This is a genomic window from Enterobacter sp. 148H3 (assembly GCF_034107425.1).
In the GTDB taxonomy this organism is placed as follows: Bacteria; Pseudomonadota; Gammaproteobacteria; order Enterobacterales; family Enterobacteriaceae; genus Enterobacter; species Enterobacter vonholyi.
In genome coordinates, this window is sequence record NZ_JAWNEI010000023.1 from 17,349 (window position 1) to 30,678 (window position 13,330).

General features: G+C 57.2%; 11 protein-coding genes. 5 read left to right on the plus strand and 6 right to left on the minus strand.

Annotated features, from left to right (window positions below; all coding sequences use genetic code 11):
- Positions 1–117 precede the first annotated feature (117 nt).
- Positions 118–1,329, plus strand: coding sequence for an MFS transporter (locus tag USH94_RS21255; protein WP_111966041.1), 1,212 nt, complete (start codon positions 118–120; stop codon positions 1,327–1,329).
- On the opposite strand, the gene mtfA is transcribed toward USH94_RS21255, so the two are convergent.
- Positions 1,326–2,123 (minus strand): DgsA anti-repressor MtfA, encoded by a 798-nt coding sequence (gene mtfA / locus USH94_RS21260; protein WP_111966040.1) that lies wholly within the window; start codon positions 2,121–2,123, stop codon positions 1,326–1,328. The two genes, USH94_RS21255 and mtfA, sit on opposite strands and share 4 nt — an antisense overlap.
- Before the next feature lie 215 nt (positions 2,124–2,338).
- Between mtfA and USH94_RS21265 the strand changes: the two genes are divergently transcribed.
- From USH94_RS21265 to USH94_RS21275, 3 genes are all read left to right on the plus strand, one after another.
- The gene (locus USH94_RS21265; RefSeq protein ID WP_071530926.1) at positions 2,339–2,485 is read left to right on the plus strand and encodes a DUF2256 domain-containing protein; all 147 of its coding nucleotides are present in this window, start codon (positions 2,339–2,341) and stop codon (positions 2,483–2,485) included.
- A complete protein-coding gene (locus USH94_RS21270) occupies positions 2,482–4,011 on the plus strand; it encodes a cryptochrome/photolyase family protein (protein WP_111966039.1) in 1,530 nt (509 codons plus the stop codon). The genes USH94_RS21265 and USH94_RS21270 overlap by 4 nt, the downstream gene beginning before the upstream one ends.
- Positions 4,012–4,103: 92 nt before the next feature.
- The gene (locus USH94_RS21275) at positions 4,104–5,003 is read left to right on the plus strand and encodes a LysR family transcriptional regulator (protein ID WP_111966038.1); all 900 of its coding nucleotides are present in this window, start codon (positions 4,104–4,106) and stop codon (positions 5,001–5,003) included.
- Here USH94_RS21275 and USH94_RS21280 read toward each other — a convergent pair.
- From USH94_RS21280 to USH94_RS21290, 3 genes are all read right to left on the minus strand, one after another.
- Positions 4,978–5,766 carry a substrate-binding domain-containing protein gene (locus USH94_RS21280; RefSeq protein ID WP_111966037.1) on the minus strand — a complete coding sequence of 263 codons (789 nt, stop codon included), beginning with the start codon at positions 5,764–5,766 and terminating at the stop codon, positions 4,978–4,980. The two genes, USH94_RS21275 and USH94_RS21280, sit on opposite strands and share 26 nt — an antisense overlap.
- Positions 5,763–7,076, minus strand: coding sequence for an MFS transporter (locus tag USH94_RS21285; protein WP_111966036.1), 1,314 nt, complete (start codon positions 7,074–7,076; stop codon positions 5,763–5,765). The genes USH94_RS21280 and USH94_RS21285 overlap by 4 nt, the downstream gene beginning before the upstream one ends.
- A gap of 281 nt (positions 7,077–7,357) precedes the next feature.
- A complete protein-coding gene (locus USH94_RS21290) occupies positions 7,358–8,656 on the minus strand; it encodes a serine hydrolase domain-containing protein (RefSeq protein ID WP_111966035.1) in 1,299 nt (432 codons plus the stop codon).
- Positions 8,657–8,762: 106 nt separating this feature from the next.
- On the opposite strand from USH94_RS21290, the gene USH94_RS21295 reads away from it, so the two are divergent.
- Positions 8,763–9,656, plus strand: coding sequence for a LysR family transcriptional regulator (locus tag USH94_RS21295; RefSeq protein WP_111966034.1), 894 nt, complete (start codon positions 8,763–8,765; stop codon positions 9,654–9,656).
- Here the strand turns inward: USH94_RS21295 and fumA are convergent.
- Together fumA and USH94_RS21305 are read right to left on the minus strand one after the other, a co-directional pair.
- Positions 9,645–11,294, minus strand: coding sequence for a class I fumarate hydratase FumA (gene fumA / locus USH94_RS21300; protein ID WP_111966033.1), 1,650 nt, complete (start codon positions 11,292–11,294; stop codon positions 9,645–9,647). The two genes, USH94_RS21295 and fumA, sit on opposite strands and share 12 nt — an antisense overlap.
- 56 nt (positions 11,295–11,350) lie before the next feature.
- Positions 11,351–12,859, minus strand: coding sequence for an anion permease (locus USH94_RS21305; protein WP_023325580.1), 1,509 nt, complete (start codon positions 12,857–12,859; stop codon positions 11,351–11,353).
- Positions 12,860–13,330 lie beyond the last annotated feature (471 nt).

Below are 13,330 nucleotides of genomic sequence, written 5' to 3' on the forward strand. Positions count from 1 at the left end.
TGATAATGATTCTCGTTATGATATTCATTCTGTTTACAGTCGCAACCATTTTTGCAATATTTGTTTTCATAAATTTCATAATTTCCACACATTTATTGACACTATGTTCACATTCTCATGCGCGCTGACTCTGAAATATTGACCGAAAACGTCACCTCAAAAACCAACTGGCCCCTGGCGTTATGTGCGGGGTTATTAGGTGTCGGGCAAAACGGCCTGCTGGTGATGCTCCCGCAGCTGGTGAACCTGACCGGGCTGTCGCTCTCGGTCTGGGCCGGACTATTGATGTTTGGATCCATGCTCTTTTTACCCGCATCGCCCTGGTGGGGGCGTCAAAGCGAGCGAAAGGGGTGTAAGTACGTGATGCTCGCCTCGCTGGGCGGCTATCTGGCCAGTTTTGTCGTGATGGCGCTGGTGGTCTGGGCGATGGCAGCCGGAAGGCTGGATACCGTCTGGGGACTGGCAGGGCTTATATTCTCGCGCCTGCTCTACGGACTGACGGTCTCGGGGCTTGTGCCTGCAGCCCAGACGTGGGCAATTCAGCGTGCGGGACTGGAGAAAAGAATGGCCGCGCTGGCGACGATAAGCTCCGGCCTGAGCTGCGGGCGTTTGCTTGGCCCGCCGCTGGCGGCGCTGATGCTCAGCGTTAATCCGGTGGCGCCGCTCTGGCTGATGGCGGTTGCGCCGCTTATCGCTCTGCTGCTGGTGCTTCGCGAAGTCGCTGATCCGCCGCTACCGCCGGTAGCCCACCAGGCAACCCGCCTGCAGGCCTCCATGCTGCCGTTCCTGCTGCTAGCGCTGCTGCTGGCGGCGCTGGTAAGCCTGATGCAGCTTGGCCTGTCGCCGCATCTTAGCCCGTTGCTGGACGGCAACGCCCGGGAGATCAGCCATCATGTCGCGTTTCTGCTGAGCCTTGCCGCGCTGGCCACGCTCGTGGCACAGTTTCTGGTGGTCCGCCCGCAGCATTTCACCCCGATGACGTTGCTCTGCATCGCGGCGGTGTTGATGGTGGCAGGACTAGGGCTGATGACTGTCGCCGGTTTAGCGCTGTTCTACGTGGGGATTGTTATCACGTCACTCGGGGCGGCGATGGCCACGCCGGGCTACCAGCTGCTGCTTAACGACAGGCTGACCACCGGGAAAGGGGCGGGCGTCATCGCCACCAGCCACACGTTAGGCTACGGCGTCAGCGCGCTGCTGGTGCCCGTGGTGACGCGTTTTTACGGCGAGCAGTCTTTAACGGTAGCCGCATGGGGAATGGCATTGCTGTTTTTAGCGTTGAGCATAGGGGTACGGTCAACCGAGCGTCCCCCTGCTGAAAAACCTTAATGGATCTGGCGGGAGGAATGGCCGCCAGACTCCTCATTTTGCCGCAGACGCTGCAGCGGATCCTGCTGATAAAACTGGCAGAAACGCTGCCACAGCGCCGGGAAACGGGGCGCGAAGAGCTCGGGCGCGCTGAAGAAATACTCCGAGAGCACCGCAAAGCACTCGGCCGGGTCGGTTGCCGCATAGGCGTCAATGCTGGCCGCGCTTTCGCCTACAAGGTCTATTTCATCCTGAATGTTATCCATCGCCGCGTGCAGATCGTGCTCCCAGCCCGCCACTTCGCGAAGCGGGATAAATGGAACGCCGCTGGCGCGATCGCCGTTGCGGGTATCCAGCTTGTGGGCTACCTCATGGATAATCAGGTTAAAACCGGACGCATCGAACGAGTCCTGAATGTCGAGCCAGTTGAGGATAATCGGCCCCTGCTGCCAGCTTTGTCCGGACTGCACCACGCGCTGGTTGTGCACCAGCCCGATATCGTCCTGCCATTCGTCATCCACCACGAACGGTGCGGGATAAATAAGCACTTCGTGGAAACCGTCCAGCCACTCAATGCCGAGCTCAAGCACCGGCAGACAGAAAAGCAGGGCGATGCGGGCGTTTTTAAGCGGATCTAGCTCGAAACCCTGCAGTGGAACCAGGCGTTTTTGCTGTAAAAAACGATCCGCAAGCTGAACCAGTTTCGCTTGTTCATCCGGCTTAAGATTAGCCAGAACAGGGATTGTCAGCGCGTCATTCCATGGCAGCGCCATATCCCGGCCAGCTTCATTCGTTTTCCAGGGCCACTTTATCATCGCTTTGCTCGCAAACTCGTTACTTGAACAAAAATGGGAAAGTCAGGTTCGGTTAAGATGCCAGAAAATCGCCCACTGCGACAATTCCAGCCTGAATAAACTATCATTCGTACGTAGCGGTGGGTAGCGGTTTGCTGGCATCACCTTCATTTTGTGAAGTCTGTCGTAGCCTTCATCCACAGGTTCAGTGAAGAAATCAGTACGGTATTGAAAAGATGAGCGATTTTAAAGGTAACAAGCAGGACCTGCCCAGTCGGCTGTGTGTGCACTGCCAGCGACCCATGACGTGGCGCAAGAAATGGGCGAAATGCTGGAATGAGGTTAAATACTGTTCTGAGCGTTGTCGCAGGAGCCACCGTTGACCGAGCTGCGTCTGATCCTGGGCGATCAGCTTAATTCGCATCACAGCTGGTTTGATACCTGCAGTCCGAACGTCATTTACGTGATGCTGGAACTCCGGGCAGAAACCGCCTATGTGCTTCATCACGCCCAGAAAGTTATCGCTATCTTCGCCGCCATGCGCGCGTTTGCCTCTGCATTAAAGGAGAAGGGGCATCGGATGAGGTATGTCCGGCTCTCTGACGGCTCAAACCGCGGCGCGCTTGAAGACAATCTCAACGCGCTTGTCGCGCATTACGGCGCGGGTAGGGTGATATGGCAGGAGCCCGACGAATGGCGTCTGGATACGCAGCTGCAGGCGTGGGCGAAGACGGTCTCCGTTGAAACGGCCTGCGTCAGCAGCGAGCATTTTTTCACCACGCGGGAACAGGTCAGCGCGTTCTTTGCAACGCGCAAAAGCTGGCGAATGGAGTACTTTTACCGGGAAATGCGTCGTCAGCACGGCATTCTTTTGACATCAGAAGGCGAGCCGGAAGGGGGGAAATGGAACTTCGATGCTGAAAACCGCAAGCGCTGGTCCGGCGAGCCGCCCGCGCCGGGCGACTCGCGTCCCGGCCACGATTATTCAGCCTTATGGGCGGAGATCCAGCGCTGCGGCGTACACACCTTCGGCGAGCCGCAGGCCGACAATTTTCGCTGGCCGCTTAACCGTTCGGAAGCCAAAGCCAGGCTGGAGGAATTTATCACTCACGTGCTCCCCCATTTTGGCGCCTGGCAGGACGCGATGCACGCGGAGGAACCTTTTCTTTTCCACTCGTTAATTTCATTCGCGCTAAACACCAAAATGCTTAATCCGCGGGAAGTGGTCGCAGCCGCCCAGCAGGCATGGCGTTCGGGCCACGCGCCGCTGCCTGCCGTTGAAGGGTTTATCCGACAAATTCTCGGCTGGCGGGAGTACGTGCGTGGGATTTACTGGTCGCAGATGCCGGGCTATCGGGATCTGAATGCCTTAGACCAGCAGGCTCCGCTGCCGGACTGGTTCTGGACCGGCAGGACGCAGATGCGCTGCCTGGCGCATGCCGTTGGACAGTCGCTCACCGAGGCTTACGCCCACCATATCCAGCGCCTGATGGTCATCGGGAACTTTAGCCTGCTCAGCGGCCTGTCGCCGCAGGCGGTTCATGAATGGTATCTGGGGGTCTATATTGATGCCTTTGAATGGGTGGAGCTGCCCAACACCCTCGGCATGAGCCAGTTTGGGGATGGCGGGTTACTGGCGAGTAAACCCTACGTCTCGAGCGCGTCATATATTCATAAGATGAGTAATTACTGTCAGGGGTGCCGGTATCAACATAACCAGCGCACTGGGGAGCTGGCGTGCCCCTTTAATGCCCTTTACTGGGATTTCTTTGCGCGCAATCAGGCGCGTCTGGGTAACAATCCCCGCCTGGGCATTGTCTTTAAACAGCTTGCGGACATGAAGGAAGAGGAGCGGCAGGCCATTGCCGATCGTGCAGGGTATGTTCGCCTGCATCTCAACGACCTCTGACCTATTTCATCGCCGTACAGGTTGCGGTGGTTTAGTAAGACGCTATTATTTTTGACTTTGTTGCGTATTCCCTGACAGGACATCCAGACGCTATGCCCGTGAATTTTGACCTTAACGATCTTTATGCTTTCAGAGCGTTAGTGGAATACGGTAACTTCCGTGTCGCTGCTGAATCTATCTGCTTATCCCAGTCGGCCCTGAGCCGCAGGATTGAAAAGCTGGAAGCCGCGCTGGGAAACCGGCTGTTCGATCGTACCACCCGCCGCGTGGCCTTAACGTTATACGGGCAAAACTTTGCCGAGCGCTCCGCGCAGCTGCTCGACAACGTTGAGTCAATGCTGGCGGATGTCGATAAAGCCAGCGAAGAGCGGACGGGGCTGATCACGGTTGCCACGGTACCTTCCGCCGCCTGTTACTTTATGCCTGATGTGATCCGTCGCTTTCAGTCTCGCTATCCGCGCGTGCGCATTAAGCTCATCGACAGCAGCGCGGGGAATGTGATTGACGCCGTGGCCCGAAGCCAGGCGGATTTTGGTATCTGCTTCGCAGGAAACCTGCCGTCTGAAATCGAATTTTTCCCGCTGGTGGAGGATGTCTACGTCGCGGCGTGCAGAAAGGATCATCCGCTGGCGCAGAAGAGTCACCTGACGTGGCAGGCATTTTATCAGCAGGATTATATCTCTCTCGATAAAACGTCAGGTAACCGCAATCTGCTCGATCGGATGCTGGGGGATATCGTTCCCGAGCGGCCCAGCGTCTGCGAAACACGTCACGTTACCACGATGCTCGGTATGGTTGAGGCGGGGATCGGCATCGCTGCCGTTCCCGCCATGTCGATGCCGACCTCAGAGCACACGCTGCTGACGCATCTGCCGCTGGTGGCGCCGGAGGTCAAACGCACCGTAGGGCTTATCCGGCGCCGGGGGCGCATCCAGTCTTATATCGCGGCTGAACTGGAAAAGCAGATCACCGAGCAGTATCGCCGGACGTAACGGGGATCATCCCCGTCTTCTCGATGACGGCGCGTGAGGGCGGTGAGGCGAGATAGGTCAGCAGCGCTTTCCCCTCGTCAGGATGTTCAGCGTGACGGGTGACCGCACCCGCGAAGCGCGTGATGTATTGCAGATTATCCGGGATTTTACCGATAAAGGTGACGCCCTGAACGGGCAGCAGCTCGCTAACCTGCTGGAAGCCCACGGCGTATTTTCCTTTCGCCACTTCAGAGGCGACCGGGATACGCTCGACCATTGTCGCTTTACCCGCCACTTCTTTTTCAATCCCCAGCTTTTTGAACAACGTCTGGCTGACGTACCTACCGCTGGCGCTGTCAGAGTAGGCGATGGAGCTGGCCTGCAGCAGCGTTTCACGCAGTTTCGCATCGCTGCTGATATCAGGGACATCCGCACCTTTTTTCACCACCATGCCAACGGGAGAGTCCGCGAGTTCAGTTCGCGAACCCGGCTGGGTCTGGCTGGCTTTTTCGAGTTTCTCCAGCGCATCGCCCACCATAATCACCACGTCGGCCTTCTCGCCGCGCGCCAGACGGTTTGGGATCGCCTGCGGCGTAGCGCCCATTGAGGGGCCGGGGATGATCACGATTTTATCCCCGGTCTGGCGTTCATATTCCGGAGCCAGTTTTTCAAGGGCGGCTTTGAAGCCGCCTGAAATCATGACCTTTACGTCCTGGGCAAAGGCATTGACGCTCAGGAACATCAGCACCAGCGCGCTGGCGGTATAGCGATAAGTGCGTTTCATACTGCCCCCTGTGACTTGACGGTGTTTTGCAGCGATACCGCACGGCGGCGGTAGAGGTAGAGCGTGGCCAGCAGGGCACACACCGCGGCGAAGCTCATCCAGTAGCCAGGCGAAGCTTTGTCACCGGTGTATTCAATCAGCGCGGTGGACATTACCGGGGTAAAGCCACCGAACACCGCCGTCGCCAGGCTGTAAGCCAGCGAGAAGCCCGCCACGCGCACTTCGGCAGGCATGATCTCCGTCAGGGCCGGGATCATCGCGCCGTTATACAGGCCGTAGAGGAAGGAGAGCCACAGCAGCACGCTCAGCATCATGGAGAAGCTGGGCGAGTTCGCCAGCAGCGTCAGAGCCGGGTAGCTGGTCGCCAGCGCCAGCAGGGTCATGGCAATCAGCACCGGCTTGCGGCCAAAACGGTCCGACAGGGCACCGCCCACCGGCAGCCAGATGAAGTTAGAGATCGCCACCAGCAGCGTGACCAGCAGGCTGTCTGACGCGCTGAGCATCAGCACTTTTTTGCCAAAGGTGGGAGCGTAGACGGTGATCAGGTAGAACGCGGTGGTGGTCATCGCTACCATCAGCATGCCCGCGACCACCACCTGCCAGTTGCTAAGCAGCGTTTTAAAGACCTGACGCATCTCCAGATGCTGGCGGCGCGCGCTGAACTCTTCCGTCTCTTCCAGCTTGCGGCGCAGGAAGAAGATAAACGGCACGATTAAACAGCCGAACAGGAATGGGATGCGCCAGCCCCATTCGCGAATGGCGCTCTCCGCCATCAGGGCATTCAGAGCGAAGCCCATCGCCGCGGCGACCATAATGGCGACCTGCTGGCTGCCGGACTGCCAGCTGGTGTAAAACCCTTTGCGGCCCGGCGTGGCGATTTCAGCCAGATAGACCGAGACGCCCCCAAGCTCCGCACCGGCGGAAAAGCCCTGCAGCAGACGGCCCGTCAGCACCAGCAGCGGCGCCCACAGACCGATGCTTTGATAAGAGGGGATAAGCACGATCAGAAACGTCCCCGCCGCCATGATGGAGAGCGTGACGATCAGTCCCTTTCTGCGCCCCACCTTGTCGATATAGGCGCCAAGCACGATGGCCCCGATGGGACGCATCAAAAAGCCCGCGCCGAAGACGGCGAAGGTCATCATCAGCGACGCAAATTCACTGCTCGCCGGGAAGAACGTGTGGGCGATATAGGTGGCATAGAAGCCGAACAGAAAGAAATCGAACTGCTCAAGAAAGTTGCCGGACGTCACGCGAAGTATGGCGCCCGCTTTCGAGCGTACGGTTGCAGGTGAGGTTGAGGAAAACATGGTTATCTCCAGTTTTATTGTTGACGTTTTACGCGTCTGTTTCTGAAAACTGGATCAGGATGAGGAATTAGATAAGCGCAAATGCCGCATCGACTGATGCATTTCTTGCATGAATATAATCCGACGAATAAATACAATTAATGGCAACAATAACTTAACAAACGGTTGGCTTTTTATTCACCAATATTCTGTAAGTCTCTGATATTGCGATTTTGTGATGTGGCGCAGAGGCGCGTTTCAGAATGAGCCGGGTAACCGCTTCATTACCCGGCGGATGCAATTTAGCGCAGCGCCCTGGCAATCGCGCTAAACATCAGAGAGGCTTCCAGCGGCTGGGCACTGAAGGACGGTTCCGCCTGCGGCCAGGTAGACCACTGGACGATGACCAGATTTTCCTTTGGGTTCACCACGATCATCTGCCCGAAAATGCCCAGCGCCCAGAGCGAACGTTTCAGCGAATCCTGTGCCGTCGGCTCTACGCCCGTGGCGTTGGCGGGCACTTCATTGTTCCACCACTGATAGCCATACAGCCCCTCGGGATGGGCGTCTGACACCGAGCCTTTGGCCTTCGTCCAGTCTGACGACTGCCTGATCCAGTTTTCCGGCAGTACGGTCTTACCGTTCGGTAACGTACCGTTGTTCAGGATAAATTGCCCGAAGCGTCCCCAGTCCTCCAGCGTGGCGTTAAAGCCGTGCGCGCCGACGTCGTGCTGGCCTTTGCTGTAGGCATGCCACACGCCGTCGCTCGCCATGCCGTAAGGCTGCCAGATGCTTTTCTCCAGATAGGCTGCGAGCGTCATGCCGGTGGCCCGCTCCAGCACGTCACCCAGCAGCCAGGCACCGCCCGAAGAGTAAGACCAGTTCTCTCCGGCCGGATGCGCTCTGCGCAGCCCCTTCACCAGCTTGCGCACGCAGTCATAGCTACCCGGCTTCGCCTCGCACTCGGTGAGCTGCGCAAAGTCGGAGTGGGGGTTGGTGTAATCCTCGTTCCAGGCCACGCCGGACGTATGGGTGATCAGCTGTCTGAGCGTCACGCCGTCCCACGCGGTGCCTTTCAGATCGGGTTCATACCGCGTGATCCGATCGTCAAGCGAGTGGATCTTTCCCTCTTTGAGGGCTACGCCCACCAGCGCCGATACCACCGATTTCCCAACCGAGCGCGAGGTCCAGAGCGTCGAGTCGGTATTGCCCTCTCCAAGATACTTCCAGGCGATTTTGCCGTCCTTCAGCACCAGCATGCCGCTGACGTTCTGCCGCTGGAGGTAGTCCTTAAGGCCGTAGCGCCTGCCGTTAACCTGATAGTGTGCGTCCGTGAGCGGCTTGTCCGACATTTCCAGCGGCACGGCGCTACCGTGGCGGAAAACATCCCCGGGGTAGTTGCGGTAGTCATTGCGAAAGCCCACCACGCGATCGGCCTGACTCCAGGTGAGCATCTTATGGGTGTCAGGCAGCGTGGTGTCGAAGGGGGCAGGGCAAGCGCTGAGGTCGGTGCCTTTACAGGCGGCCACTGCCGCAGGGGAGATCAGGGTGCTGAAGATAAGGCCCGCCAGCAGGGCATGGTTTACTTTTCTGTTTTTCATATCCGTCTCTTACAGGTTAGGAACGGCTTCAGTTTAAAAACCCCGGGGCTATAATAAAAAACGCGTAGCGGGGGAAAATCCCCCTAAAAAACAGAGGGAGCGTAGCGTGGCGGGACTGATTTACTCTTTTGCACAGCTCGAGGCATTTACCGCCGTGGCCGAGAACGGGAGCCTGAGTAAAGCCGCGGTGGCGCTGAAGAAGGACCGAACGACGCTTCGCGATCTGGTTGATTTTCTTGAGGATGGGTTAGGCTACGCGCTGTTTATTCGCGACGGCCGCACCCTGCGGCTCACGCCCGAAGGGGAACAGCTTCAGCGCCAGGCGCACCTCCTGATGCGGCAGGTAAAAGCCTTTGAGGCGTTTGCCAGAGAGCTACCGCACGGTGCCACGCAGGACCTGACGCTGGTCTACGATCCTTTTACGCCCAGAGCCTTTCTGCATGGGGTGATTGCTGAAATGGCGGTGCGAAAAATCCGCCTGAGCCTTATCTGCGCCTCGCGGGATGAATCGGAACGGCTGCTGGCGAATAACGACGCGGATCTGGCCATCTGCCAGGCACGCAACCGCAGCGTGGGCAACGATATGGAGTGGCGTGCCCTGGGTGCCATCGAGATGGATTTTTATGCCGCCAGCGGGCTGTTTGCGGACAGTGCTTCCCCTCTGTCGCTGCTCGATCTCTCCCTGGTACCTCAGGTCATCATGCACCCCGCCTCGGACGAGCCGGTGGCGCGCCGCCTGCAGATTTCCGGGCATACCCTCTTTACCAATGAGCCGGAGATGCTGCGCGGTCTGCTGGAGCGCGGCTGCGGCTGGGGATTCTTACCGACGCATTTTCACGCCGGTCAGTGGCAAAACGTAAAAAGGCTGCACACCGAAGTGGGCAGCCAGGGAATTGGTCAGACGATGGTCACCATCTGGAAGCCGGGGAGCGACAAGCGCAGCACAATCGCTGAAACGCTGTCGCTCTTGCCGGACGTATGGAAGCAATCAGCGCTGTGAACAGCCTTTACACTGCTGGTTCTGGATCTGCTGGAAGAAATCGTTGCCTTTGTCATCCACCAGGATAAACGCCGGGAAGTTCTCGACTTCTATCTTCCAGATAGCTTCCATGCCCAGCTCCGGATACGCGACACATTCCAGGCTCTTAATGCTGTTTTGCGCCAGCACCGCCGCCGGGCCGCCAATGCTGCCCAGGTAGAAGCCGCCGTGTTTATGGCAGGCGTCGGTTACCTGCTGGCTGCGGTTGCCTTTCGCCAGCATGATCATGCTCGCGCCGTGAGACTGCAGTAAGTCCACATACGAATCCATGCGTCCCGCCGTGGTTGGGCCAAGTGAGCCAGACGCGTAGCCTTCCGGCGTTTTGGCCGGGCCCGCGTAGTAGATCGGGTGATCTTTGACGTACTGCGGCAGTTCTTCACCGTTGTCGAGCAGCTCTTTCAGCTTCGCGTGGGCGATATCGCGCGCCACGATGATGGTCCCATTTAGCGACAGGCGGGTAGAGACCGGGTGCGCGGAAAGCTGCGCCAGGATCTCATTCATCGGCTTGTTCAGGTTGATGCTGACCACGTCGCCTTCGCCCTGCTGGCGCAGTGACTCCGGAATGTACTGGCCCGGGTTGTGCTCCAGCTTCTCAATCCAGATCCCGTCGCGGTTGATTTTTGCTTTGATGTTGCGGTCCGCGGAGCAGGAAACCCCCATGCCAATCGGGCAAGACGCGCCGTGGCGCGGCAGGCGGATCACGCGAATGTCGTGGGCGAAGTATTTACCGCCAAACTGCGCGCCGAGGCCGAGGTTCTGTGCTTCCTGGAGCAGCTCTTGTTCCAGCTGAACGTCGCGGAACGCCTGGCCGTGTTCGTTGCCTTCCGTTGGCAGCGCGTCGTAGTAGCGCGTGGAGGCCAGCTTCACGGTTTTCAGCGTGGCTTCCGCCGAGGTTCCGCCGATAACAAAGGCAATGTGGTACGGCGGGCAGGCTGCTGTCCCCAGGGTACGCATCTTCTCAACCAGGTAATTTTTCAGCTTAGCCGGGGTGATCAGCGCTTTGGTTTCCTGGTAGAGATAGGTTTTGTTGGCAGAACCGCCGCCTTTTGCCATGCACAGGAATTTGTATTCGTCCCCGTCCACGCTGTAGAGGTCAATCTGCGCCGGCAGGTTGGTGCCGGTATTCACCTCTTTATACATGTCCAGCGCAGCGTTCTGGGAGTAGCGCAGGTTGTCTTCAATGTAGGTGTTGTAAACCCCCTGGCTCAGCGCCGCTTCGTCACCGCCGCCGGTCCAGACGCGCTGGCCTTTTTTACCCATGATAATGGCCGTGCCGGTATCCTGGCAGGTCGGCAGCACGCCTTTGGCCGCGATCTCAGAGTTACGCAGGAACTGCAGGGCAACGTATTTGTCGTTCTGGCTGGCTTCCGGGTCGTTGAGAATGGCGGCAACCTGCTTCTGATGGGAAGGACGCAGCATAAATGCGGCGTCGTGGAAGGCCTGCTGCGCCAGCAGGGTCAGGGCTTCCGGCTCCACCTTCAGGATTTCCTGGCCTTCGAACTCGGCAACGGAGACGTGCTCTTTGGTCAGCAGGTAGTATTCGGTGTCGTCATGCGAAAGAGGGAAGGGGTTCTGGTAGATAAACGGTTTGTTTGACATAGCGTATTGCTCCACAAAAAATAAAACCGCCGGAGGAGAAGTCCGGCGGTCAGGAATCAGAACATCATGGACATCCACGGATAGCCAATCAGCAGGAGGGCCGCCAGGAAGATGGCACCGAAGATGGTGCCGAGGCGCCAGTAGTCTTTGGTTGGCAGGTAGCCGCTACCGTAGTAGATCGGGCTTGGGCCAGTACCGTACGGGGTGATGATCCCCATCACACCCAGCGAGGTCACCATCAGCAGAACAAACACTTCCATATTCATGCCCGGGATGGTGGAAGCGATGGTCAACATCGCTGGCAGCAGCGCCGTAGTGTGCGCGGTGGTGCTGGCAAACAGGTAGTGCAGCAGGTAGAACGCCAGCAGCAGGACGATGGTCGCCACGCCCGGAGAGATACCGCTCATCAGCAGACCGCCTTCTTTACCCAGCCAGCTGATAAAGCCGGTAGAGGAGAGACCATCCGCCAGCGCCACCAGGGTGGCGAACCAGACGAAGGTGTTCCACGCGGCTTTGTTACCGGTGATGTCGTTCCACTCCAGCACGCCGGTCCACAGCATCAGGCCGACGATGAGCAGGGCAGCCATAGCCGGTTCAATCCACGCAGCGGCGAAGATCCACATCAGCAGCGCGCAGCACACGAACACCAGCAGCAGAATTTCATTGCGGGACAGTTTGCCGAGTTTTTCCAGTTCGCGGGTCGCCCACAGCGGCACTTCGTTGTTGACCTTCACTTCAGGCGGGTAGAACCAGTAGGCCAGCAGCGGCATGGTCAGAATCAGCAGAATACCCAGCGGCAGGAAGGCGAGGAACCAGGTGCCCCAGGAGATATCAATCCCAACCGTACTTTTCACCAGCGCCAGGGCCAGCAGGTTTGGCGCGAGGGCGGAGAGGAACATTGAACTTGTGATACAGGCCGCGGTGATCGCCACCCACATCAGGTACGAACCAATCTTACGCGCGCTTGGGTCATTAGGTTTTGAACCGTACAGCGGCGGCAGGTTAGCGATGATCGGGTAGATGGTCCCGCCGCTGCGCGCGGTGTTGGACGGGGTGAACGGTGCCAGCAGCAGGTCAGCAAACGTAATTGCGTAACCGAGCGTCAGGCTGCGACGGCCGAGGTATTTCACCAGAATCAGCGCCAGACGGCGGCCGAAGCGGGTTTTGTCATAGCCTGCGGCGAACATAAAGGCACCGAAAATCAGCCAGACGGTAGAGTTACCAAACCCGCTTACCGCCCATTTAAAGGAGGCGCCAGCCAGCTTGAATTTAGGATCGGCCAGCTGTTCAGGGCTAAACAGCACCCACTGGCTGCACAGGGCAATGGCGACCACGCCGGTCAGACCGATCACCGCACCTGGCAGGGGTTCGAAGATCAAACCGACGATCACGCCGACAAAGATTGCGAAGTAGTGCCACGCGTAAGGAGGCAGGCCTTCCGGTACCGGAACAAACAGCAGCAGTACGGCGACGATGACGGGCAGTGCCATCATCAGCAGACGTTTTGCGTTTCCATTTGATGCCTGGTTCGCCACAGGGGGCGTTACAGCAGTTTTTGTATTCATAGTTTCACGTCTTAAGTTGTCAAAGATTCGGTCGTACTGAAAAACAAAATCACTTTCTTAAGTTTCTTTGCTTTCTTTAGTTATTAAAGGTGCGGTTTTGTATTTTCAGTAATAGCAATTTAACGCTTTTGTAGAGGCGCCAAATTAAAAATTGATGATGTTTTTATATTGCGCCTTTGGATGCCATAACTATTGATCGCGATCAAAAAAACAGAATTGCAGCGTTATTTTTATGCTTTTATTAATAACCACTCAGGCGTATGTGGGTATTACCTGTTTTATTGTTTTGTTTTATCATTTTCGTAACATTTATGCTTTCTTTGTTTTTTATGTTATTGTTTTTTATGGTTTTTTATGTGATATGGAAATTGGTTTTACCAATTTTTATTTAACGAATTTTAAATTATTGTGAATGACTAAATTACATTCTCTAACACCAATGTGTTATTTGTGTTATTGCAGGGATTAAAT